The sequence below is a fragment of the Metabacillus sp. GQ13 genome (assembly GCF_059758525.1).
Genome location: NZ_JCAXET010000009.1, coordinates 77,870 through 101,392, shown reverse-complemented (window position 1 = coordinate 101,392; position 23,523 = coordinate 77,870). Strand labels below are relative to the sequence as shown.

The 23,523-nt window shown below is 35.8% G+C and carries 26 protein-coding genes; 11 read left to right on the top strand and 15 right to left on the bottom strand.

Annotated elements, in window-relative coordinates:
- Window positions 1–6: 6 nt before the first annotated feature.
- Window positions 7–207: a DUF2187 family protein gene (locus AC6CHR_RS12915; protein ID WP_498249293.1), complete on the bottom strand. Its 201-nt coding sequence runs from the start codon at window positions 205–207 to the stop codon at window positions 7–9.
- A gap of 177 nt (window positions 208–384) precedes the next feature.
- Between AC6CHR_RS12915 and AC6CHR_RS12910 the strand changes: the two genes are divergently transcribed.
- The 3 genes from AC6CHR_RS12910 (at window position 385) to AC6CHR_RS12900 (ending at window position 2,809) form a co-directional block, all read left to right on the top strand.
- The gene (locus tag AC6CHR_RS12910) at window positions 385–1,047 is read left to right on the top strand and encodes a TetR/AcrR family transcriptional regulator (protein WP_498249292.1); all 663 of its coding nucleotides are present in this window, start codon (window positions 385–387) and stop codon (window positions 1,045–1,047) included.
- 68 nt (window positions 1,048–1,115) lie between these two features.
- Entirely contained in the window at window positions 1,116–1,814 is a 699-nt protein-coding gene (locus AC6CHR_RS12905; RefSeq protein WP_498249435.1) for a GTP pyrophosphokinase, read from the top strand.
- 338 nt (window positions 1,815–2,152) lie between these two features.
- Window positions 2,153–2,809 (top strand): CPBP family intramembrane glutamic endopeptidase, encoded by a 657-nt coding sequence (locus tag AC6CHR_RS12900; RefSeq protein ID WP_498249291.1) that lies wholly within the window; start codon window positions 2,153–2,155, stop codon window positions 2,807–2,809.
- 130 nt (window positions 2,810–2,939) lie between these two features.
- On the opposite strand, the gene AC6CHR_RS12895 is transcribed toward AC6CHR_RS12900, so the two are convergent.
- The gene (locus AC6CHR_RS12895; RefSeq protein ID WP_498249290.1) at window positions 2,940–3,221 is read right to left on the bottom strand and encodes an AbrB/MazE/SpoVT family DNA-binding domain-containing protein; all 282 of its coding nucleotides are present in this window, start codon (window positions 3,219–3,221) and stop codon (window positions 2,940–2,942) included.
- A 340-nt stretch (window positions 3,222–3,561) separates the two neighbouring features.
- Window positions 3,562–3,927 (bottom strand): winged helix-turn-helix transcriptional regulator, encoded by a 366-nt coding sequence (locus AC6CHR_RS12890; RefSeq protein WP_498249288.1) that lies wholly within the window; start codon window positions 3,925–3,927, stop codon window positions 3,562–3,564.
- 140 nt (window positions 3,928–4,067) lie between these two features.
- Here AC6CHR_RS12890 and hxlA point away from each other — a divergent pair, with 140 nt between their 5' ends.
- Both hxlA and hxlB read left to right on the top strand, forming a co-directional pair.
- Entirely contained in the window at window positions 4,068–4,709 is a 642-nt protein-coding gene (gene hxlA / locus AC6CHR_RS12885; protein ID WP_498249287.1) for a 3-hexulose-6-phosphate synthase, read from the top strand.
- Between the two features lie 12 nt (window positions 4,710–4,721).
- Window positions 4,722–5,279, top strand: coding sequence for a 6-phospho-3-hexuloisomerase (hxlB, locus tag AC6CHR_RS12880; protein WP_498249286.1), 558 nt, complete (start codon window positions 4,722–4,724; stop codon window positions 5,277–5,279).
- A 63-nt stretch (window positions 5,280–5,342) separates the two neighbouring features.
- Here the strand turns inward: hxlB and AC6CHR_RS12875 are convergent, their stop codons facing one another.
- The 5 genes from AC6CHR_RS12875 to AC6CHR_RS12855 all read right to left on the bottom strand — a co-directional run bounded on the left by AC6CHR_RS12875 (window position 5,343) and on the right by AC6CHR_RS12855 (window position 10,540).
- The gene (locus AC6CHR_RS12875) at window positions 5,343–6,362 is read right to left on the bottom strand and encodes a MupG family TIM beta-alpha barrel fold protein (protein WP_498249285.1); all 1,020 of its coding nucleotides are present in this window, start codon (window positions 6,360–6,362) and stop codon (window positions 5,343–5,345) included.
- Window positions 6,359–7,717: a PTS transporter subunit EIIC gene (locus AC6CHR_RS12870; protein WP_498249284.1), complete on the bottom strand. Its 1,359-nt coding sequence runs from the start codon at window positions 7,715–7,717 to the stop codon at window positions 6,359–6,361. The genes AC6CHR_RS12875 and AC6CHR_RS12870 overlap by 4 nt, the downstream gene beginning before the upstream one ends.
- A gap of 55 nt (window positions 7,718–7,772) precedes the next feature.
- Entirely contained in the window at window positions 7,773–8,627 is an 855-nt protein-coding gene (locus AC6CHR_RS12865) for a MurR/RpiR family transcriptional regulator (protein ID WP_498249283.1), read from the bottom strand.
- Between the two features lie 12 nt (window positions 8,628–8,639).
- Entirely contained in the window at window positions 8,640–9,548 is a 909-nt protein-coding gene (gene murQ, locus AC6CHR_RS12860; protein ID WP_498249282.1) for an N-acetylmuramic acid 6-phosphate etherase, read from the bottom strand.
- 134 nt (window positions 9,549–9,682) lie between these two features.
- Complete coding sequence (locus AC6CHR_RS12855; protein WP_498249281.1) at window positions 9,683–10,540, bottom strand: Cof-type HAD-IIB family hydrolase; 858 nt, start codon at window positions 10,538–10,540, stop codon at window positions 9,683–9,685.
- A 204-nt stretch (window positions 10,541–10,744) separates the two neighbouring features.
- Here AC6CHR_RS12855 and glcD point away from each other — a divergent pair, with 204 nt between their 5' ends.
- The 5 genes from glcD (at window position 10,745) to AC6CHR_RS12830 (ending at window position 15,075) form a co-directional block, all read left to right on the top strand.
- Entirely contained in the window at window positions 10,745–12,157 is a 1,413-nt protein-coding gene (gene glcD / locus AC6CHR_RS12850; protein ID WP_498249279.1) for a glycolate oxidase subunit GlcD, read from the top strand.
- A complete protein-coding gene (locus tag AC6CHR_RS12845; protein WP_498249278.1) occupies window positions 12,154–13,491 on the top strand; it encodes a (Fe-S)-binding protein in 1,338 nt (445 codons plus the stop codon). Before glcD ends, AC6CHR_RS12845 begins: the two co-directional genes overlap by 4 nt.
- A 481-nt stretch (window positions 13,492–13,972) precedes the next feature.
- The gene (locus tag AC6CHR_RS12840; protein WP_498249277.1) at window positions 13,973–14,092 is read left to right on the top strand and encodes an FbpB family small basic protein; all 120 of its coding nucleotides are present in this window, start codon (window positions 13,973–13,975) and stop codon (window positions 14,090–14,092) included.
- Window positions 14,093–14,110: 18 nt separating this feature from the next.
- Window positions 14,111–14,497 carry a sporulation protein gene (locus AC6CHR_RS12835; RefSeq protein ID WP_498249276.1) on the top strand — a complete coding sequence of 129 codons (387 nt, stop codon included), beginning with the start codon at window positions 14,111–14,113 and terminating at the stop codon, window positions 14,495–14,497.
- A 302-nt stretch (window positions 14,498–14,799) separates the two neighbouring features.
- On the top strand, window positions 14,800–15,075 hold the full coding sequence (locus tag AC6CHR_RS12830; protein WP_498249275.1) for a YkvA family protein: 276 nt from the start codon (window positions 14,800–14,802) through the stop codon (window positions 15,073–15,075).
- A gap of 218 nt (window positions 15,076–15,293) precedes the next feature.
- On the opposite strand, the gene AC6CHR_RS12825 is transcribed toward AC6CHR_RS12830, so the two are convergent.
- The 4 genes from AC6CHR_RS12825 to AC6CHR_RS12810 form a co-directional block, all read right to left on the bottom strand.
- Entirely contained in the window at window positions 15,294–16,073 is a 780-nt protein-coding gene (locus AC6CHR_RS12825) for an alpha/beta hydrolase (protein WP_498249273.1), read from the bottom strand.
- Between the two features lie 547 nt (window positions 16,074–16,620).
- Window positions 16,621–17,550 (bottom strand): manganese-dependent inorganic pyrophosphatase, encoded by a 930-nt coding sequence (locus AC6CHR_RS12820; RefSeq protein WP_498249272.1) that lies wholly within the window; start codon window positions 17,548–17,550, stop codon window positions 16,621–16,623.
- 223 nt (window positions 17,551–17,773) lie between these two features.
- Window positions 17,774–18,664 carry a 50S ribosomal protein L11 methyltransferase gene (locus AC6CHR_RS12815; protein ID WP_498249270.1) on the bottom strand — a complete coding sequence of 297 codons (891 nt, stop codon included), beginning with the start codon at window positions 18,662–18,664 and terminating at the stop codon, window positions 17,774–17,776.
- A gap of 433 nt (window positions 18,665–19,097) precedes the next feature.
- The gene (locus AC6CHR_RS12810) at window positions 19,098–20,045 is read right to left on the bottom strand and encodes an aldo/keto reductase family protein (RefSeq protein WP_498249268.1); all 948 of its coding nucleotides are present in this window, start codon (window positions 20,043–20,045) and stop codon (window positions 19,098–19,100) included.
- A 176-nt stretch (window positions 20,046–20,221) separates the two neighbouring features.
- Here AC6CHR_RS12810 and AC6CHR_RS12805 point away from each other — a divergent pair, with 176 nt between their 5' ends.
- Window positions 20,222–20,539, top strand: coding sequence for a winged helix-turn-helix transcriptional regulator (locus tag AC6CHR_RS12805; protein WP_498249266.1), 318 nt, complete (start codon window positions 20,222–20,224; stop codon window positions 20,537–20,539).
- A gap of 143 nt (window positions 20,540–20,682) precedes the next feature.
- Here AC6CHR_RS12805 and AC6CHR_RS12800 read toward each other — a convergent pair whose 3' ends face one another.
- The 3 genes from AC6CHR_RS12800 to trpB all read right to left on the bottom strand — a co-directional run bounded on the left by AC6CHR_RS12800 (window position 20,683) and on the right by trpB (window position 23,293).
- On the bottom strand, window positions 20,683–21,105 hold the full coding sequence (locus tag AC6CHR_RS12800; protein WP_498249264.1) for a VOC family protein: 423 nt from the start codon (window positions 21,103–21,105) through the stop codon (window positions 20,683–20,685).
- A 199-nt stretch (window positions 21,106–21,304) separates the two neighbouring features.
- Window positions 21,305–21,820 (bottom strand): HD domain-containing protein, encoded by a 516-nt coding sequence (locus AC6CHR_RS12795; protein ID WP_498249262.1) that lies wholly within the window; start codon window positions 21,818–21,820, stop codon window positions 21,305–21,307.
- Between the two features lie 303 nt (window positions 21,821–22,123).
- Window positions 22,124–23,293 carry a tryptophan synthase subunit beta gene (trpB, locus tag AC6CHR_RS12790; protein WP_498249260.1) on the bottom strand — a complete coding sequence of 390 codons (1,170 nt, stop codon included), beginning with the start codon at window positions 23,291–23,293 and terminating at the stop codon, window positions 22,124–22,126.
- Between the last annotated feature and the right edge of the window lie 230 nt (window positions 23,294–23,523).

Below are 23,523 nucleotides of genomic sequence, written 5' to 3'. Positions count from 1 at the left end.
AAAATATTATGATTCATTAATAATTTGATAGTTTTTATGAGAAACTACGGTTAATTGTGTTTCAACCTGAAGTTTCTCAGCGTCGGTACTGCTAATTCTTACTATGACACTTTCATCTCTTACTTTACATACTTCCCCAATTATATCTAATTCGTTTCGAATAAAAAAGACTTTTTCTCCTTCTTTAGCTACTATTCCCTCTGGCATATCGACACTACACTCCATTTTAAGAAAGTCTGTTATCACAAAGATTATTCTTTTTTATAATAAGTACTTAAGTCTGTCATCTATCAAGTATTACATGTCACTTTTACTGTGTCAATAAAAATGAACTCTAGTTCAACTTTTGATTAATGTGGTATGATAATGGTGAGGTGATACGAAATGTCTGAGCAAGAAGAAGTCCATTTAGTTGGCAAATACCCCTCTTTGCCTAAACAGAAACGAGCTCTAGAAAAAAGACGTGCATTACTTCAAAGTGGGCGTGAATTATTTATTGAGAAAGGTTACGAGCAAACAAATGCAAAAGAGATTGCTGCTCATGCTGGTGTTGCGACAGGTACTTTTTATAGATATTTCACAGATAAACGACAACTGATGATGTCACTTTTGGACGATCAAGTCGAAAAGTTTCTTCCACCAATACCTAATTGGACAGAAATTGATCCAGAAACATTTTTTGCTACACGTTTGAAAGAACATTATACACAACTGGACAAGCTTGGCTTACATCGAGTTCTACCCGAAATGCTCTTTAAGGATTCACAATTTGCAGACGTTATTGCAGAGGCTAGGGAAAAAATACAAACTAGGATTTATTCTAGTTTGAAGCACGCCCATGAACAGGGATTGGTTTGGCAGGATCTTGACCTTGATACAGTTGCATGGTCAATTATGATGCTCTCAGAAAAAACACCTGAGAAGCTTAAGCAAAATAAGGAACAAGTTGACTATCAAGCACTATCAAAGGTGATTTGCCGATTAGTATTTCCTCCCAACGTTTTAGTACAATTAAAAAACAGGATAGAAAAAGATACTGGATGCTAAGAGAGGACTACAAGCTATTGAATACAAAACAGATAAATCTTAATGAACTGAAGAAAATAAAAGTTGAAATGACACGATTTATGATGGCATATAAATTTGCCCTAGATGAAGTGAATACGAAAATAAATATTTTAAAAGATGAATTTAATTATATTCATGATTATAACCCAATAGAACATGTAAAATCTCGAGTAAAGTCACCTGAAAGTATTTTGAAAAAGGTTCTTAAAAAGGGTAGTTCATTTGAATTCGCTTCGATAAAGGAAAATATTAGAGACATTGCAGGAGTAAGAATTACTGTATCCTTTATCTCAGATATATATAAATTAGCTGATATGCTTAAAACTCAGAAAGATATCACAGTTATCGATAGTAAGGACTACATTCTGCATCCAAAAAAAAATGGTTATCAAAGTTACCATATGATTTTGGAAATTCCGATCTTTATGTCGGATCGTGAAGAAAAGGTTTATGTAGAGGTCCAGATACGGACAATCGCCATGGACTTTTGGGCAAGTCTTGAACATAAGATATTTTATAAATACAATAAAGAAATTCCTGAAAATCTTTTAATTGAACTAAAAGAAGCAGCAACTGTCGCAAATGCTTTAGATGAAAAAATGGAACAACTAAATAGAGAAGTAACTGCATGTAAGGAAGACAACGCTGCCCAAGAAAAGGAAGAATTAATATTGAATAGTAACAAAGAACCATTCAACCTCCCGCTTACATTAATTGAATCCTTTCTTCAAAAAAAGGATGACTAAACTAGTATAGACCCAGTACTTTTACTAACCGCATAAAGGAAAAGATAGTAAGCTCAAACCTTACTATCTTTTTTAGTTTATCCAACACTTATTGTGTAAAATATGGAATTTGCAGAAAAATTATGTTATTTTAAGATCAAGAGATAGCCATAACTACTCATAACTTATAAACTGACTTCTAGAAGGATGTGGAACATATAGGCAGTCAACCTTATCAACATTCAATCCGTCTTATCCTATTTCTTTCTCTTATCATTTTGATACAAATACAAAGTTATCCTCTATTACTTATATGGGCACTTGTTACCCTTTTTATATACAACTTTAGCAATCATACAATGAAACAATTTATTCTCATTACTAGTTTATTCGGAATCGGTTTCTCACTTTACTTGTTTGCTACACATGGTGTAGACCTCGATCACTTTCCAAAGGAACTACAGGTTTTTATAGAACGTTCGTGTTTATTATTACTAGTCGCCGTTTTATCAGTATTTTCATTTCGTTGTAAACTCCCATTTATGCACTATTGGCAAAAACCTCAATGGAATAACGCTATATCTTTTCCATTTATTTGGTCTGGGTTTCACCATATAAAAACAAAGTACTTCTTATGCATAGCCCTAACAAGTAACATATTGATATTTCTTCCATTTATTATCGACAAAGGCTGGACCAATATTCAATCAATTTGGTTACTAGCAATTATCTTTTCGCTTACGAATGCTATCTTGGAGGAACTGATATGGAGAGGATATCTTTTGAGTCGCTTCTCGGAATTACTCGGAGAAAAGTGGGCAATCGTTTTGACAAGCCTAGGATTTGGATTGCAGCATTACTCCCTAGGTTTTCCATGGGGGATTTGTCTGGCCTTTTCCATTGGTGGCTTCTTTTATGCCGGAATTACAGTAAAAACAAAAAGCATATTTCCGGCATTAATATGGCATATTTCTCTAAATATCTTAATGGTTATTAGTGGATTAATAGAGTTTTAAGGTCTTTGTTTACTTCTAAAAGATAAGTAGAGCATCGTGTCTTTTTTGGAATGGAATATGTTTAATCTAAAAGGAGATCCCCCGGTAAGGAATCCCCCTTTGCTTGATCATTTCCTTTTAAAAAACGATGCTACTTCTTTTCAAGGTATTCTTCTAATTCCAACTTCAGTAACTCAAGACCTTCATGACTCAAAACAAACTTTCCCTGTCCCAAGGTCATGTTACGATCAGAAATGTTTCCTGTCATGATACACGAATTTTGAGGTTCGTACTTTTTTAAAATGATCCTGTTATCATCCGTATATATTTCAAGTGGTTCACCTAAATCTATTCCAAGTGATTTTCGTAACTCTTTTGGGATTACGATTCTACCTAATTGATCAACTTTTCTTACTATGCCGGTTGCCTTCATAGAAATTCTCCTTTACGGTTTTATACTCAACGTATTAACAAATAATATTGTTCGTTACACGGGATCGTTTCATGCCGGTATGTTTTCAAAGAAAACAATAATCGAAACTTATTCGTTTTAACATGAATTAGATAGATTCATAAGAGTAAGTTTCAACGTACTAATAACCTCATTATAGCATTTGACGAGTTAACAGTTAAACAGATAAGTATCATTCTCTTAAAGATGGGACATTATCTTCATTTAATACGTACCCTATACCCAATGCACCTAATCTCTAAACAAAGTAAAGTGAATATCTTCATTGGCTATAATGAATCTATAGACTTATATATAGTCACTATTTAATAGCTTCATCATTAATTTTAATATTCTCGTGGTATTTTTCGCGGTACCCTTTACCCCATTCATACATTGACTCAAGAATCGGCATTAATGTTATACCTTGTTCTGTTAAAGAATATTCTACCTTTGGTGGAACAACCGGATAAACTTCACGATGGACAATGAGATCCTCTTCAAGCTCTCGCAATTGGTTAACCATCATTCTTTGGGTAATCCCAGGAATTAACGCTTTCAATTCACTAAAGCGAAGTGTACCTACCTTCCCAAGATGCCACATAATTAACATTTTCCACTTTCCACCAATTATATTCAAGGTTAATTCCTTTTCACAATTAAATATTTTTTCATCAAAACGTCCCATTATAATCACCTCATCCTTATTTTAACCCATGGTATACTTTTAGGCACTATATGTTTTAAAAGTGCGTACTTTTCATTTCTTACAATTCATATACAATGAGAACTAGCACCAAATAACCGATTACATAGGAGGAGTTAGTTTTGAAATTACAATTAGCGTTAGATCTAGTAAATATCGAAGAGGCAAAACAAGTCGTTCAAGAAGTTCAGGACCATATCGATATTGTTGAGATCGGTACACCTGTTGTTATTAATGAGGGACTTAGAGCCGTAAGGGAAATAAAAGAGGCTTTCCCTGGATTAATTGTTTTAGCTGATTTAAAAGTAATGGATGCAGGTGGATACGAAGTGATGAAAGCGTCTGAAGCCGGAGCCGGGATAGTAACCGTACTTGGTGCAACAGATGATGCTACGATTATTGGGGCAGTTGAAGAAGGAAAGAAACAAGGATCAGAAATTCTTGTTGATATGATCAATGTAAAGGATATTGAACAACGCGCTAAAGAGGTTGATGCACTTGGAGTTGATTATATTTGCGTGCATACTGGTTATGATCTTCAAGCCGCAGGAGAAAATTCATTTGAGCAACTTCGAACGATTAAACGAGTTGTTAAACACGCAAAGACAGCCGTTGCTGGTGGAATTAAGTTAGAAACACTTCCAGAAGTGATTCAAGCCCAACCAGATTTAATTATTGTTGGTGGCGGAATAACTGGTCAAGATGATAAAAAAGCCGTTGCCGCTGAAATGCAAAAATTAGTAAAACAATCTGTCTTATCATAAAAGGTAAACTCTATGAAAATAAATGAGTATGTAAACATTGTCTTAGATGAATTAGATTCATCTACTAAACAAATATCAAATGAGGAAGCTGAAACATTTGTCCAAATGATTACGGCTTCTTCCAAAGTATTTGTTGCTGGAGCTGGGAGATCAGGTCTCATGGCTAAATCCTTTGCGATGAGAATGATGCACATGGGGATCGATTCCTATGTGGTAGGTGAAACCGTTACCCCTAATATTGGGCAAGAAGATTTACTAATTATTAGTTCTGGATCAGGTGAAACATCAAGTTTGGTTTCAATGGCCGAAAAGGCGAAAACACTTGAGGCAACAGTAGCTTTAGTTTCTATCTTTCCAGAATCAACCATCGGGAAGAAAGCCGACATAACAATTAAGCTTCCTGGTTCACCAAAAGACAAAGAAGCAAATCACTATAAAACGATACAGCCTATGGCTTCTCTATTTGAACAAACGCTATTAATTTTTTATGATGCCGTTATTTTAAGATATATGGAAAAGCAAGGGTTAGACTCAGGATCTATGTTTAGTAAGCATGCGAATCTCGAATAAACGCAAACTAGCTTCAAAACCTTTTCTAGTCGGTTTTGAAGCTAGTTTGATTTAATGATGCATTTATTTCACAATCTGTTTCAATTCCACAATTTGGCCTGGTTTGATCATTGCTAGAAGAGGCAAATTTTCTGGAACGACCTGACCTATTACATTGACTCGTTCATCTGCAGGTAGATCCCTTAAGGTAACCTGCACTTCGCCACGATACCTTCCATAAAGATCATTGTCCATAGTGATCGTCCCTATTGGTCGCCTTTCATTCCTTTTTTGCGGAACATTTCCTTCACTTCTAGTATCCATTAAACGCAGGACATCCCTAGAAAAATCAGGCCTAGTTCGGTATTCCCCCTCTTGCAAATTAGTAGTTTCGATATAAATAGGGAGAATTTTGTCCTCATCGTATTTAACTAATTGCTTTAGAAAATTCTCTCCGGGATCTGGGTCACCTATATACACATCGCTAATACCCAGTGAGTATAATTCAATCGCAGATATAAATGGATCTGCATCCCGATGTCGTTCTAATGTAGGTAGTCCCTCAAAAATTGGCCCTCGTTTCTCACCACGTCCTGGTATATAAGCATAGACTGGAATATTAAATCGTTTGAATAATGCGTTTTGTGCCATGAAAAAGTTTTTATCTAATCCTGTTTCACGTCTCGGGTAAAAATTATGCCATGCGATTAACTTTTCGTTATTTACTCCCTTAGACAATAATGAATCAAGATCTTGTTCTTGAATAATACTAGCATTTATCGCAAGTTGAAACTGCTTTGATAGTTTAATAATTACTTCATCATCAAAGAAATCATCTAATCGTAAACCTGCAACACCAAAGGAAGATAAATCTTCTAACTTTTCAATCCCTAAATGCTTCGGTGTCTTCAACGATACATCTGCATAGACTTCTATTCCAAGATCCCTTGAAAGTTCGAGTAATTTTTTCGCTCTATAAGCTAGATTACCCGTTTCTTCAGGAATATGAAGAGAGGTAAAAGCCTGTTTAACACCTAGTTTACTTGCTTCGATTATTCTGCTTTCTGCTTGAGCGTCATTTAAATAAAACGATATACCAATCAATCAAATTCACCAGCCATACCATCATTAAATCCAAATAAATAGGTAAAGATAAATCCTGCTATATACGCAATGAATAAACCTACTAAATACAAAACGATTTGTTGTGCATGAACTAGAAATGACAATGGTAGTCCAGAAACTCCAACAGCAATTGTTGCTATGTTAAAATAAGCCTGAAATGCACCACCGATTCCTGCTCCAAGACAGGCTGTTAAAAATGGTCTTCCGAGTGGCAAGGTAACACCGAATATTAATGGTTCACCAATACCAAGTATTCCAGAAGGAAGTGATCCACCTATTGCACGTTTTAGACGCGTCTTCTTTGTTTTTAAATAAATAGCAAATGCTGCACCTACTTGACCGGCACCACCCATTGCTAGTATCGGTAGGAGTGGATCGTCTCCAATTGTATTAATGAGTTCTAAGTGAACCGGTGTTAAACCTTGATGCAAACCTGTTACAACTAGGGGAAGGAAGGTTGCTCCTAAGACAAACCCTGCAACAATGCCGCCCATATCTAAAACAGCTAACAAACCTTTGGTAATCCCTTCAGAAATAAATCCTCCGATGGGCATAAATAAGATATAGGTAACTATACCAGTAATAAGTAAAGCTATTGTCGGAGTAAGAATAATATCAAGTGACTGTGGAACAAAACGACGGACACGTTTTTCAACAAGTGCTATGAAAATAGCAGCCATTAAAACTCCTATTAATCCACCACGACCAGGTACTAATTCTTCACCGAAAAGACTAATGCCTGCAACTGCTGGGTTTATGATCAAGATACCAGCAAGTCCTCCCAATGCTGGAGAACCTCCGAATTCCTTTGCCGCATTGATCCCAACTAAAATACCAAGGTATGCAAATAAACCTCCGCCTATCGTTGTTAAGATTAGGGCAATTTGTGACTCACCTGACATCCACCCAGCTTGAATAATTGCCTTTGTCACACCTGTTATTAACCCTGATGCAACCAGAGCAGGAATGAGGGGGATAAAGATACTAGCTATTCTGCGTAGTATCATCTTAAATGGAGTTGCATTTTTTTCCTTTAACTCTGATTTTTTTTGTGCTGCCCGTTCAGTTAGGTCTATTTCTGATGCTTCTACTAACTTACCAAACTCCTCTGTTACTTTATTTACTTTTCCTGGCCCTAAAATGATTTGTAACGTCTCCTGCTCAACAAGCCCAATTACACCATCTATTTTTTTGATTGCAACTTTGTTGACAAGTGATCCATCTTTTGGTGTAACACGTAACCTTGTCATACAATGAGTATAGGATGCAATATTATTGGGGCCACCGAGCTGTTCAATTATTTGTTTTGCTAGCTTTATATTTTCCACAGACATGTTAAATCCCCCTTATGTGAAAGCGTTATTATTTCTCTTCACAATAAAATTTTGGTTATTTGCTATTTTTTAAGAACTTTATTGCTTCCCGAGTCTTATCAATATAGTGCACGGTATCATCATATTGTTTAGCTGCCATACATAAAAACAAAATATCAATCATATACAACTGAGCTAGTCGAGAGGATGTTGCCGCACTCCTAAAAGGTGCTTCGTAAGAATAGGAGGTAAAGAGTTGAATATCCGCTAAGGCAGAAACTGTTGACTGTCCATACTTCGTTAAGCTGATTGTTTTTACATCACTTTCTTTTGCAAGCGAAAGAACCTTAGTAACCTCAGGTGTCTCTCCTGAAAAAGATATCCCAAACACAACATCATCTGGATCTGCGTTTGCTATTAAAGAAGCAACAAGATGTGCATCACTAAAAGCTGTCGACCCTTTATTAATTCGAAGAAACTTTTGCTGTGCATCCATGGCAATTATATGAGATGCGCCAATTCCAAAAAAATGGACATTCTTTGCTTTAAGTAAAGCTGTTACCGCACACTCTAGTTCTTCATAGTTGATAATCTCCGAAGTATCACTTAATCCTTGTATACTATTGCTTGTTGTTTTTTGGACAATTGATTGGATCGTTTCATTTGGTTCGATATCCCGATAACCTTGTTCAATCGGTTTAGTTAGCTCTCCAGCAACTCGTACCTTCAACTCTTGAAAGCCCTTCACCCCAATAGATTTACAGAGGCGAATGACAGCTGCACTACTGGCATTGGCATATGCTCCAAGTTCTCCAGCTGTACAGTTTACAATAACTTGGGGATGTTCTAATATATAATGAGCTATTTTACGCTCAGATTCTGGGAGGCTTGGCATTACATTTTTGATCATATTTAATCCACCAGTTGCCATTATCTTTCTCCTTTATACTTTACTAATTTCAATTGCTTTTCTAACATATCCATTGGACCTTTCGAGAAGTAATTTAGCTTCTTCATAATCCTTGTTTGCTTCTAGCATCACAATGGCTGTTTTCACTTCATTGCGTGCAGCTTCCAATGTTTCATTTGCCAATTCATAAGAAACATTTGTAATCTTACGAATGATGTTAATTGCACGATCCTTTAATTTATAGTTACTCACATTAACATCCACCATCAAATTCTCATACGCTTTACCAAGCTGGACCATGGATGTTGTTGAAATCATATTTAATATCATTTTATGTGCAGTAGCAGCTTTCAACCTTGTTGATCCTGTCAGTACTTCAGGTCCCACAATAACTTCAATGCTATGATCTGCCACTTCACTAATCGGCGCGTTTTCATTACAAGATAGTGCTACCGCTTTCGCCCCAATACTTCTCGCATAAGCTAGAGCACCGATCACATAGGGGGTACGTCCACTTGCAGCTATCCCAATAACTGTATCTTTGGAATTAAGGTCAATCTCTCTTAAATCCTGTTCTCCAAGTTCTTCTTTATCTTCCGCACCTTCAACTGCTTTTACAAATGCTTTCTCTCCTCCAGCCATAATACCTTGAACTAGGCTTGGATCTGTACTAAATGTTGGTGGACATTCAACTGCATCCAGAACACCAAGTCTACCACTAGTACCAGCTCCAATATAGATAAGGCGTCCCCCACTTTTGAGCGAATTAAAAGCAAAATTCACTGTCACTTCAATATCTGGAAGTACCTGTTGAACAGCTATAGCAACCTTTTGATCTTCTTCATTCATTATTCTTAATATCTCTGTCGTATCCGCTGTGTCTATATGCATGGTTCGGTCATTTCGTGACTCTGTTGTTAATAATGTCAATTTTTGATCCACTAGATTCGACCTCCAATAATCATGTTGTTTATTTCTACCTGTAGTATAATCCAACTGTTATATTATTTCAATAAAAATTTATTTTATTAAAATATAATTTCATATATAGAGAGAAACGTATATCAATCACTGTTTTAGAGGATGTAATGATAAATAGCCTTTGCTACACCAGCTTGACTATTTGATTCCGTAATTGCATTAGCAGCTTCCCTTACTAAACTAGGAGCATTAGCCATTGCTATACCTAACCCAGCAGTTTTAAGCATGTCCAAATCATTGTAATTATCTCCAATAGCAGCAACTTTTGATAACGGAATACCCAATTCATTGGTTAGCTTAATTAAAGATGAAGCTTTTGTAACACCAAATGGGGAGATTTCTAAATTAAAATAATCAAGACTACTTGATATCTCATAATCTTTTGAGTGCCTCTCTAGTTTCTTTGAAAATTCAAGTAAATTATCTTCTTCATGAAATACCGCTATTTTTGAAATTTTCGGTTGGGTTTCTGTTATATAGCTTGTTAAATCTGATACCAATTTAACGGAGCATTGTTCACGATACTTTTTACAATTAATCGGGTTTCCACCGGTCTTTTTTAAAGATAGAATATTCTTTTCTACCCATTGATTATTCCAACGGTTTTCTTCAGGAACTAGTAATGAATCTCCTTCATAAAAGTGAGCGTATACACCATATGCAAGGCAAAATTCTAGTAAAGTACTTACAGCTTTATTATCAAAACTACTCAACTGTTTCATTTCACCATGATTTGTTTGGATCACTGCTCCATTATAGGCAATGATTGGATCAGTTAATCCTATTGTTTCTGCTACCCACCTAGTAGATAAAGGTGATCTACCACTACAAATGACAACCTTCCCTCCACTTGCACAGTATTTTCGGATTGCTTCAATAGATTGATAATCAATTTCCTGTTCCTTGTTTAATAAGGTTCCGTCTAGATCTACTGCTAATAACGAATATTCCATTTAAGGTCACCTCTTATAACTTCTTTGACTTATTATTTTAATAATAATATACTATTAGTGAAATTTTATTTCAAACATTATTAATTATGCATGTTATTTAAAAAGTTTTTTGAGTAACTAAATTCGTATTGAAATATATTCTAATGTAAGAGTTTACCTATTAGATTGTACAAGGATAAATAAATAAGTTTAAGGTGTGATTATATGATAACAAGCCAAATAAAATCGAAACTATTAAATGTAGTTGGCCCTGAGAACTTTGATGATTCAAAGGCAGGCTGCCTTGTATATTCCTATGATGCAACACCCCAGTTCCAATCAATGCCAGATGGAGTCATTTCTCCACGTGATACAAAGGAGATTTCTGATATCGTTAAAATTTGTAATGAATATAACATCCCCATCGTACCTAGAGGATCTGGTACTAATCTGTGCGCAGGTACTTGTCCCACAGAGGGTGGACTTGTTCTCTTGTTTAACCAAATGAACAAGATTCTTGAAATTGATGAGGAGAATTTGACTGTAACTGTTCAACCTGGTGTGGTCACGTTAGATTTAATCAACGCAGTAGAAACAAAAGGTTTATTTTATCCTCCGGATCCTAGTTCAATGAAAATATCAACGATTGGAGGGAATATCAATGAAAATTCAGGTGGTTTACGTGGATTAAAATATGGGGTTACCAGAGATTATGTTATCGGTCTCGAAATCGTGCTTGCTAACGGTTCCATAATCAAAACAGGTGGAAAACTAGCAAAAGATGTAGCAGGATATGATTTAACAAGATTATTCGTAGGCTCAGAAGGAACATTAGGAATTGTGACAGAAGCAATCTTAAAATTGATACCTATACCTGAAACAAAGAAAACGATGTTAGCACTATATCAGGACATTGAAGCTGCCGCTCGCGCTGTATCAAAAATTATAGCCAATAAAATTATTCCCACTACACTTGAATTCTTAGACCAGCCTACACTCCAAGTTGTCGAGGATTTTGCAAAAATCGGATTGCCTACCGATGTCCAGGCTGTATTATTAATCGAACAAGATGGTACAAAAGAAGTTGTTGATCGTGATATAAAACGGATAACAGAGGTTTGTTCTACCGAAAATGCGATATCTGTTCAAGTAGCAGAAACAGAAGAACAGGCAATGGCTCTTCGTACAGCAAGACGTTCTGCCTTATCAGCGCTTGCTCGTTTAAAGCCAACAACGATTTTAGAAGATGCAACTGTTCCACGCTCCGAGATTGCAAAGATGGTACGTGCAATTAGTGATATTGCTAAAAAATACAACCTTGATATTTGCACATTTGGCCATGCTGGTGATGGAAATCTTCATCCTACATGTTTAACTGATTCACGAAACCTTGATGAGATCAAACGGGTAGAAATAGCTTTTACTGAGATATTTGAAAAAGCTGTCGAGCTCGGCGGTACGATAACTGGTGAACACGGTGTTGGCGTGATGAAAGCACCTTACCTTGAATTAAAGCTTGGAAAAGAAGGAATTGCAGCGATGAGAGGGATCAAGGATGCTTTTGATCCGAACAATATTATGAATCCTGGCAAAGTGTTCGCAAAAGAAACACGTAAACGGGTGGTGGTCACTCGATGACAAATATAAATGAACGTGAAACAATCCAACAACTTTTTAAAGATCGAATGGATGAAGACGAGCTTCTTAATTGTATGCGGTGTGGTTTTTGTTTACCTTCCTGTCCAACATATGTAGAATCCGGGTTTAAAGAATCTCACTCTCCTCGTGGTCGTATTGCCCTCATGAAGGGTGTCGTTGATGGTTTAATTGAACCCGACGAGGATGTTGAACGGTCATTAGAGCTTTGTTTAGGATGTCGAGCGTGTGAGCCAGTTTGCCCGTCTGGAGTCAATTACGGTCATTTGCTAGAAGAAGCTCGAGATATTATCAATCAAAATAAAAAGCATTCATTACCTGTTAGAGCTGTTAAAAAAGTCGTTTTTGAAGAGTTATTCCCTCATCAAAACCGCATGATAATGGCAACTGGTTTTCTCGGAATCTATCAACGGTCAGGTTTACAAACCTTCGCTCGGAAAACAGGCTTATTAAATCTTTTGCCAAATAACCTAGCAACAATGGAAAAAGTTCTACCAAAAGTACCAACAATGAAACAAATGAAAAACCGCCCTACACATCTTCATGCACAGGGGACACTGAAAAAACGAGTAGCCTTTTTCTCAGGCTGTTTGATGGATACGATGTTCTTATCCACCAATAATTCCACGATGAAACTATTACAATTAGCTGGTTGTGAAGTAGTTATACCAAACAATCAAGCATGTTGTGGGGCACTACACGGTCATAGCGGTGAAAAAAGTGGTGCAAAAGAATTAGCAAAACGGAACATTAAAGCATTTGAAGAGTTAGATATTGATTATATCATTACAAATGCTGGTGGTTGTGGTGCATTTTTAATTGATTATAACCATCTATTGAAAGATGATCCCGAATGGCAAGACCGTGCACAATCATTTGTTGATAAGCTGAAAGATGTTTCAGGTGTCTTAGTTGAACTAGAATTTCATAAACGCACTCTACACCTACCACCACAGGTAATTACCTATCAGGATTCTTGTCATTTACGAAATGTTATGCATACATCTCTTGAGCCACGGCTTCTCTTACAATCAATTGAGGGTATCGAGTTCCGAGAAATGAAGGATGCCGATCGATGTTGTGGTTCAGCAGGTATCTATAATATTGTCGAGTCTGAAATGTCGATGCAGATACTAGATCATAAAATGGAAGAGGCAAAAGCGACAACCGCAACAACCATTATTACAGCTAATCCTGGCTGTTTATTACAGATCAAGTTAGGAATAGAGCGCGAAGGTTTATCGGAAAGTGTTCGAGCAATTCATATCATTGATTTGTTAGTAGAGGCTGTTGAATATACTTTAGAAGGCCAATAGATCCAAGGATTTCCTATTAACCTGACCGATATTACTTAGTAATATCGCAACAAACTTTAAACAGCTTAATCAAATTACTAATTCCGTCACATTTTCACTAATAAATGGTTCAGATGTGTATTGACGTATTAATAAAAGTATTATAAAATGAGAACAATTAAATAATCGTATCTCCTAAAGGGGAGTAGCTTTAACAATAAAGTCGTCAATACAGAGTAATTCTACTCTCGGCTTTATTGGCAACAGAACGTTGTTAGCAAGACCTTTACTAAATGGTAAAGGTCTTTATTATTTTTGTCAAAAAACCTTTACCATATTGGTAAAGGTTTTTTTTAGCTCTTTTCTGATTATACGATTCAATTAATGAAAACTTGTTTCAAAAAAACAAACTTAGTAAGTACGCGAGATGAGAAATGGAGAGCTAAATACTTCTAGTAATTCTCATTACAATAAGCTTGATAATGACAAAGGAGTCCTAAAAATGAAGAAAGCAACTTTCAATGATTTAATGGAAAAAAATAAAGAAGAGATACTACAAGATAAAGAAAAATTAGAAAAAATTGAGAAACGAATCGATTTAAAATATAGTGCGAAAAAATAATAAAGTAGGAGGCTAAAAATGTTACTGAGAAAATATATGTCCCTTTTAGGAATAGGTTCAGCAATAATTGATCTGATACTACCAAAAGAAACATACCAACGTGGGGATGGCATTAACGGACACTTCTCTATTAAGGGTGGAACAATTGCACAACAAATCAACCGAATTGATTGTGACCTAGTCATGTTAGATCAAACGATTGGAAAAGAAAAGGTCATTGATTCAGCAACTATTTTATCTTCTAAACTCTTAAACTCAGAAGAATCTAACACTATATCTTTTACATTTATATTGCCGGATACGATACCAGTTTCTTCAGACACCATATCCTATCGTTTTAAAACAAGGCTAACCTTTAATGAGGGAGTGGAAAGTAAAGATCAGGATATCATCCAGGTCATTTAAAGAGGAGTTTTACAGTTAAGACTACTAAACTGTGTGAATTTAGGGTAATCTACTAGAGTAAATTACTTTAAGCTCTTTTCTAAAAGGTTGTTGCTATAGTACTTATAAAAATCGGCATTTGGATTTATATGATGTAAATTGAAGGATCTCTAGAGGGTTATCAGAGTAATTTAGGAAAAAGAGCACGAAGAAATTCTTAAAACGTGTACATTAGTACTTTTTACGGAAAACAACAACCTTTGCGAAAACAGCCTTACTTTAAGAAATGAATATACTATTAGACCTAAAAAGGGGTGATACGAATGTTGAATTTTTTCAAAAGATTTACATTCATCCTTAAATTTTGGAAATTTATCCCGTTCTTGAAAGACTTCTTTCTTACACAAGAAGTGGAGCTGCATAAAAAGGCGATTGGAGTATTATTGATCCTTGGATATGCCTTTTTCCCATTTGATATCATCCCCGACTTTCTATTTGTGTTAGGCTTTGTCGATGATATAGTCATTGCAACGTTTATTCTAGAAAGAATGATCAAAATAGCACCTGATTCCTTAAAGGATAAGTATAACCTAAACTAAACAAGGAAGCTGGCACTGTTTTTAGTAGCTAGCTTCCTTGTTTGGTCTTTACTACCCACCTTTCATCTTATTACTACATATAGGAGTCATCTCTCATCCAGCTAAGAAAATCTATCTATTGACGATTTTCTCCTTTCCTACACATTCAGCTCAGTACTTTTAAACAAACAAAAAACAGATTAGCACAATTACAATTGCTAACCTGTTTTGAAATATTGTTATTTCTCGATTGGTAACCACTTCAATACATCTTGAATTTTACGATCCCAATACTCCCAATCATGTACTCCAGGTCCAAAATCTGTCGTTAATGGATAGCTGGTTTTTTCACACTTTTCTTTAAACGTTAGATTACTTTCATATAAAAAGTCTTCTGTACCACAGCATTGATAAATAGCTGGTTTCGGCAGTTCTGTTGCTTTTTCACCTTGTTCTAGTAACCACATCAGATCGTTATCTGTGTTTTCAATGTCCTCATTTCCATAAATTAACTGAAAGACATTATTCAGATGATCCTCTTGTTTGATCCAGTTTGCCATATCAACAGCACCAGATAAAGTCGCAGCAGCTGCAAATTTTTCTGGGTGACGAAGTGCCCATTTTAATGCACCATATCCACCCATCGATAATCCTGCTACAAAGTTATCCTCTCGTTTCACCGATAGGGGAAAGAAGGATTGTGCGATCGCTGGTAATTCTTCTGTGAGAAACGTCCAATATCGATTACCATATTTCATATCTGTATAAAAACTTTGATGGACTTGAGGCATGACGACTGCAAGTCCAAGTGGAGCAACATACCGTTCAATCGATGTGCGTCGTGTCCAAATCGTATCATCATCACTAAAACCATGGAGAAGATATAACGTCTTATGTTTATTTCCCATTTGCTTATTCTCCATACCAATTTGTGAAGTTGTTTGCTGTGGCAAAATCACTGTCATAGATGTACTTAATGACAGAACCTCAGAATAAAATTGACATTGAATTAACGCCATATTAGTTTCCTCCTATAAATTCAGATGATCCTAGCGAATTCATCGATATGTAGATGAGCGGCCACCAAATGCGATCGTCCAATCTCTAGCTTGTTGCTTCTCCCCATACAAAATTCCCCACTGGTATTTACTCCTCTACACTCGACAAATGTTCATAACCTGATATTTCAAGCTATTTTTACATGTTTGAATTTACTATGCACTTTTTGTTATCGCTGTCATTTTTAAAAAACAAATAAAGTGAACGATAACTTTATACAATAAATATAATTCTGAACCTTTTAAGTGTCAATTGAAATTACTCTTGATGCTTGTTTCTTTAGAAAGATTTATTAACAATGTAACTAGTGCCCGCCAGTTAATCTATCAACTTTTTTGATAATCTATAATCTAACACCTGACAGCTTTCAGTCTGCAAAATTTAAAAAGTTCTAGGTAGAATAAAGACGTTCTTACTCTCTTTAATAGACAGGATAGTAGCAAAAGTGGCAAATAAAAAACACCCAGTTCACTTTGAACTAGGTGCTCTAACATAACTTTTTGCCATTTACTTAGTAAATGCTTCTGTTAATACAGGTACAATTTGTTTTTTACGTGAAACAACACCTTTAAGTGTAGCTTGGTTGTTGTCTAAAGATACATGGAAAGCTTGTTCAACTTTACTTGCTTCGTTACCAATTGCAACTGCAACTGAATCATTTGTAAGAATATCTGTTACAACAAATAAGAATAAATCTAATCCTTTATCAGCAATGACACTTGAAAGTGCTGCCTCAACCTCTGCTTTATGTACAAGCACATCGTTTGTATCAACAGCATTTACTTGAGCAATTTCCACTTTACTTGAGCCCATTTGAAATTCTTTCGCATCAAGAGAAATTAATTGTTGTACAGATTTATCACTTAAATCTGCTCCAGCCTTTAACATATCTAATCCGTAAACATCTGCATCAACCCCAGCAATAGCAGCTAACTCTTTTGCAGCGTCTATATCCTCTTGCGTACATGTTGGAGATTTGAATAATAATGAATCAGAAATGATAGCAGACAGCATTAATCCAGCAGTTTCCTTCTCGATTTGAACGCTGTTCTCCTTATACATTTTGTTAAGAATAGTAGCTGTACATCCAACTGGCTCTGCACGGTAATACAATGGGTCACTCGTTTCAAAGTTTGCAATCCGGTGATGATCGATTACTTCAAGGACACGAACTTCAGTAATATCATCGGCACTTTGTTGACGTTCATTATGATCAACTAAAATAACCTCTTTTGTCTCGCTAGCTACTTTTTCAACTAAACGTGGTGCTTCTTTTTTAAAATAGTCTAAGGCAAATTGTGTTTCACCACTTACCTCTCCTAAACGTATTGGTTCTGCATTTTGACCAATTTTATTTTTTAATTCAGCATAGGCAATTGCAGAACAGATTGTATCTGTATCGGGATTTTTATGACCAAAAATAAGTACTTTCTCCATAATTAGCTCCTTTTCACAATAAAATATACCTTATTTTATCATAGTTTCACCTTAGACAATATCCTTCAAATATGAATTTATCAAAAAAACTTTAAAATCTGATAGGATTACTTGGCTTAAGGGATTCTCAATGTTTATATTTTCTAATAAATGCAGCCGATATCTATGCTTGTACAATTTAAAAAACCACTCATATATAAGTGGCTTTTGCATCTGGTACATTTTACGCTTTAGCAAAGTGTATGGTGACCCATTCATTTGTTTGTGCCTTTTCCTCGATTGAAAATCCACCTGCTTGAAAAACTTCAATTAATGGGTCAATATGCCATTCTACTAAACCTGAAATGATAAAATGGTTGCTGTTGTTTAATAGCTCATGTTTTTTCAAAATACTCATTGTTTCGTTAGCACCGATATTGATCAAAATCAAATCATAATTTTCATCAATTGTATAATCTCCAGTAATTAAGTCAGCTTGTACAACCTCAAGTTTATTTGTGAGATTATTTAATTTTGCATTATGGTATAGTTCTCTTGCAACATCTTCATAATCCACTGCAATAACGTTATCAGCACCCTTTAGTGATGCAGCAATTGTTAACATTCCAGAACCCGTTCCTAAGTCGAGAACACTTTGTCCAGATAAATCCTTTTCAATAATCATTCGTAAACAGCCTTGTGTTGTATCATGAAGACCTGTACCAAATGCGGCTAGTGGATCAAACTTGAGCACATTTTTATCCACATACTGTGCTTTAAAATCAGGATATGCGATGACCCAGCCATTTCCTAAATCGATATCTTCAAATTTATATGATTGCTCCCAATTCACTTCAGCCTTTGAGATATATTGAATCTCATCCCTGCTAATTGATAATGTTTCTTCTAGTAGTGAAAAGTATGCCTCGGGTAAGTTCTCTACTTCAAGATCACTAGAGTAAATTTTCAAATCTATTTGCTGATCTGCTTTTTCTTCGTATCCATATCCATTTTGGACTTTGATAATTTCAATTGGTGATTCATAATACAAGTTATAAATCCCTGCAACATTTAGCTTGTCCGTGTATTCATCAATATTTTTATACGGTATATTAAGTGTGAATTCATGTAGCATGTAGTTATTCCTCTCTTAGTTGAGCGATTTTTATATATTGCAGAAGATCAATCTATATGTATCCGTACATAAGCAATAACATGTAAATATAGCGGCTATTAAATTAAACTAGCACGATATACACGATTTATCCCTTCACAGTTTAATATATATTGGGACTAGAAAGCAAATTGGTTTGGCATGAATCATTCATACAGCTATTCCGCTAACTTCTTCTATAGAATAGGTGATTGTTATTTTCATACAAAGTCATTGTTAGTAAAAGCAGCCTTAGAAAAAGCCAAAGACCTAGCAATCTGCCAAGTCCTTCGTTTCTTTTTACTCAACGGTCACATCTCTCCAACATAACCGCTATCTAAAAACTCCTTGACCACTGAATGCCCTAGTAACCATTTCTCCGGTGACTGCTACTTTTTTTAAATGAATGACTCCCTTACTCGAGTATATTCTCAATTTCTACGATAACGTCGCTCGTTAGTGTTACCCCAACACCCTTGACATTTTCAATGATTTGCTGTGGTTTTGTTGCTCCTACTAATGTACTCGCAACTCCTGGCTGACGTAGAATCCATGCAATTGCTAATTGAGCTAAACTAATTGAATGGTTATTGGCAATTCCAGCTAATTTTTCTACCTTTACAAGTGTTTCATCATTTAGAAATTGATTCATAAACATATTAGAATTAGGGTCTGTCGCTCGACTTCCCTCTGGTAGACGATTACTTAAACTATATTTACCTGTTAACACGCCTTGTGCTAGTGGAGAGAAAACAATTTGACTAATACCATGCTGCTCACTTACTGGTAGGACTTCGCTTTCTATATTGCGGTGAAACATATTATAGTTTGATTGATTAACAATAATCCGGTCTAATAGATACTTATCAGCTGTCCCAACAGCCTCTTGTATTTGTTGTGCTGTCCATTCACTAACGCCAGCATACAAAACTTTCCCTTGGCGAATCATATCATCTATCGTTCTTAATGTTTCATCAACTGGTGTTTCCTTATCATAACGATGACAGTAATAGATATCTATATAATCCATATTTAAACGCTTTAAACTAGCATGAAGCTGTTCAAAAATATGTTTTCTTGAAAGACCTTGATCATTTGGACCATCCCCCATTTGTCCAAACACCTTTGTTGCCAATACATACGACTCACGGTCATATTTGCTAAGTGCCTCACCAACAACCTTTTCTGATTCTCCTCTAGCATATACATTTGCTGTATCGAATGAGTTAATCCCTAAATCATAAGCGGTTTCAATTGTTTTGATCGCTATTTCCTTTTCAGTTGATCCACCAAAAGTGAGCCAACTTCCTAAGCTTACCTCACTAACTTTTAACCCTGATCTTCCTACACGTCTGTATTTCATGCTCCCATCTCCTTTTTCTATTTATACTTAATAAATTCCCTTATTTTTTTCAAACTGTTATTCACTTGTGAATTATAAGTTGTTTGAAAAGTGTATACAAGTACTGAAATATTATTGATATAATAAAAACTATGGTAGTTACTATAAAATATATAGCAGCTATAAAGGAGGATATAATGGAAAAATTGGATGAACTACAGATAGAATGCTCAATTGAAAAATCATTAGATATTATAGGTGGCAAATGGTCTTTTCTAGTGATTAAAGAACTTTTTGACGGAACAAGACGCTTTAGTGAATTGCAACGCTCCATTCCAAAAGTAAGCCCAAGAGCGTTAACAGACACACTCCGTCATTTAGAAAATCATGATGTGTTAACACGAGAAACTTTTGCGACTGTTCCAGTTACAGTTGAATATACCTTAACTGAAAAGGGACACTCTCTTAATAAATTGCTAAAGGAAATGAAAATGTGGGGTGCGAAGTGGGGATAAGTTAGGACTTGTTATGAAATCACCTACATACTAATTTTGTAAAAGAAAAGGACCAATTAGGACCTTTTCTTTTATTCATTTTTAGCACAATAAACGTTTGAATCATCTAATCCACTGCCTCATCATCTAAAAAGCGGGATGCTTTATTCCCCAAAATCCCATTGTGGATTCCACACCACTTCCCACAAATGTCCATCTGGGTCTTGAAAGTGACCAGAGTATCCTCCCCAAAATGTTTCATGTGCAGGGTCATTTATAGTAGCTCCCGCCTGTTTTGCAAGATTCATAACTTGATCCACTTCTTCTTTACTATGTACATTATGACCGAGAGTAAATTCGGTTGGGCTTGACCCTGTCAAAGGTACCTTTGTTTCATGGGCAAGATCTTTTCGATTCCAAATTGCTAGCTTTACCCCTGCTTGTAAGTCAAAAAATGCTACGGCGCCGTGCTCAAATTCTTTGCCAACTATCCCTTGTGTCGGTAGACCTAGTCCGTCACGGTAAAAGTCCAACGACCTTTCCAAATCATCTACACCTAGCGTAATAACGGTAATTCGTGGTTTCATTTTTTACCTCCTTATTCATTTGCTTGATGATTCATAAAAGTTGTTTCTTACTGATCCTTAGACACTTTCCCTTTAATGGTATCAACATTTCAAAAGCAACCAAATTATAAATTAGCTCCTTTATTGATATTCTAGTTGCGAACAAAATCAATAACAAGTAAAAAGCGGTAAGATACTAGAAACCACCTCTCCCCACCCATTAGCATTGATTGTAATAATCAATCCTTTGGTCTAGTCTCTTTAAACTTTCCAATGCCCGTTTTTCACTTAGCGTACGGGTGTGATGGAATCCCCCTTCTTCTTCATCTTTTTCATCTGCCCACTTTATCACATCCTGTAGAGGTGTCCGAATGATCGTTCCCCCTGGTAAAAAAGAATCGGTATGGAATAAAATAGCTAATGCAATTTCTTTCGCTTTGACGGGATTTTCCCCAAGGCGAATTAATAATTTATGAGCTCGTTCCGCTCCTTTGACAGCATGAATATCATTCTGTTTATACAAATCATAGTCCCACTTCCCATCCTTATACCAGGTATAATGGCCAATATCATGAAGAAAACCTGCCTTTGCAGCACTATCAACGTCCAATCCCTTTTCATTCGCAAAACGAAAAGAATGATAAGAAACAGCAATAGCATGAGACAAACCAGAACGGGTTACATATTTCCGAGCAATATGATGGTTGAAAATATCAACCATTTTAACATCACGCATAAAAAAACTCCCTTATTTGCCGAATCCTTTTTACGTTAATAGAATTCCTTTTAGGCGCCTATGCCATACCTTATAAAATAATATTTATTCCTCGATAAAAGAATGCTTAATGAGTATGCAAATAATGTTTTTAACTTTCAATCATCGAAAACTAACCAAAAGAACAAAGCGTAATCGCTTGATCAGTCCCAATAAATTTTAGACCATCTACAAGCACATGAGCATTTTATATCCTTGTGTATGAATTGGACTTAAACACAAAAAGAGAATGACCTAAGTCACCCTCAAATTTGTTAGCACATGTTATTCAGACTTGAGCATGTTATAGACCTGCTCGACATCCTTATCCCCTCTACCAGAAAGATTAATGATGATCACATCTTCACGATCAAGTTGTTTTGCTAGTTTCATTGCGTAGGCAATGGCGTGAGCACTTTCGAGGGCCGGAATAATCCCTTCTACTTTAGAAAGAATTTGAAAAGCTTCAAGGGCTTCTTGTCCACTTACAGTTACATACTCTGCACGATTTATCGTTTTTAAATGGCTATGTTCTGGGCCGATTCCAGGATAATCTAGTCCGGCAGCAATTGAATAGGTTGGTAGTGGTTCACCATTTTCGTCCAATAGTGTCAAACATTTAAAACCATGAATAATCGCAGGTGTACCTTGTGTTAAGGTTGCTGCTTCAATTGGTTCGACACCAATTAACCGAACAGTTTCTTCATCAACATAATGGGCAAAAGAACCAATCGCATTACTCCCGCCACCAACACATGCGACAACTGCTTTTGGAAGCTTACCTTCTTTTTCTAGAATCTGCCTTTTTGATTCTTCACTAATAATTGCTTGGAAATGCTTCACCATTGTCGGAAATGGATGAGGCCCTACGGCTGAGCCTAAAAGATAAAACGTCTGTTGATAGTTTTCAACAAGATCATTTAATGCTTCATCTACCGCATCCTTTAGCCTACCTTGTCCCTTTTCTACAGGAATAACCTTTGCACCTAATAACTGCATACGAAATACATTAAGGGACTGTCTTTCAGTGTCTAATTTCCCCATGTAAATCGTACAATCCATGCCACCTACAATTGCACAGGCTGTGGCAGTAGCTACACCATGTTGACCTGCCCCAGTCTCAGCGATAATGCGTGTTGCCCCCATACGTTTAGCTAGTAATATCTGGCCGATTGCATTATTAATTTTATGAGCACCCGTATGATTTAAATCTTCCCTTTTTAAGTAGATTTTTGCTCCACCAACTTGCTTAGTTAAATTTCCCGCAAATGTTAACGGATTTTCACGACCAATGTATTCCTTCATATAATAATCAAATTCACTGATAAATGTAGGATCATTTTTATATTTTTCAAAGTTTTCATCTAGCACTCTTAAAACATTTTTTAGATCCTCCGGTACGAAGCTACCACCAAAATCACCAAAATAACCTTTTTCTTCTATACTCAATGTCATATCTATTATCCCCTTTCCTTTGATTTAAATAGTAAATATTCTGAATAAATCGATAATGAATAGTATACCATTAGTTTTTAATTTTGTATAAACACCAAATCAACGAGGTTAATAGGATGACATTGGTCCAAATTAATACCGATAAATATGACATTCCTTTTTTCATTGATAAACCCACCTCTACTAATCCATTCTAACTATTCAGACGCTAGAGGGAGTTCATTTGTTTC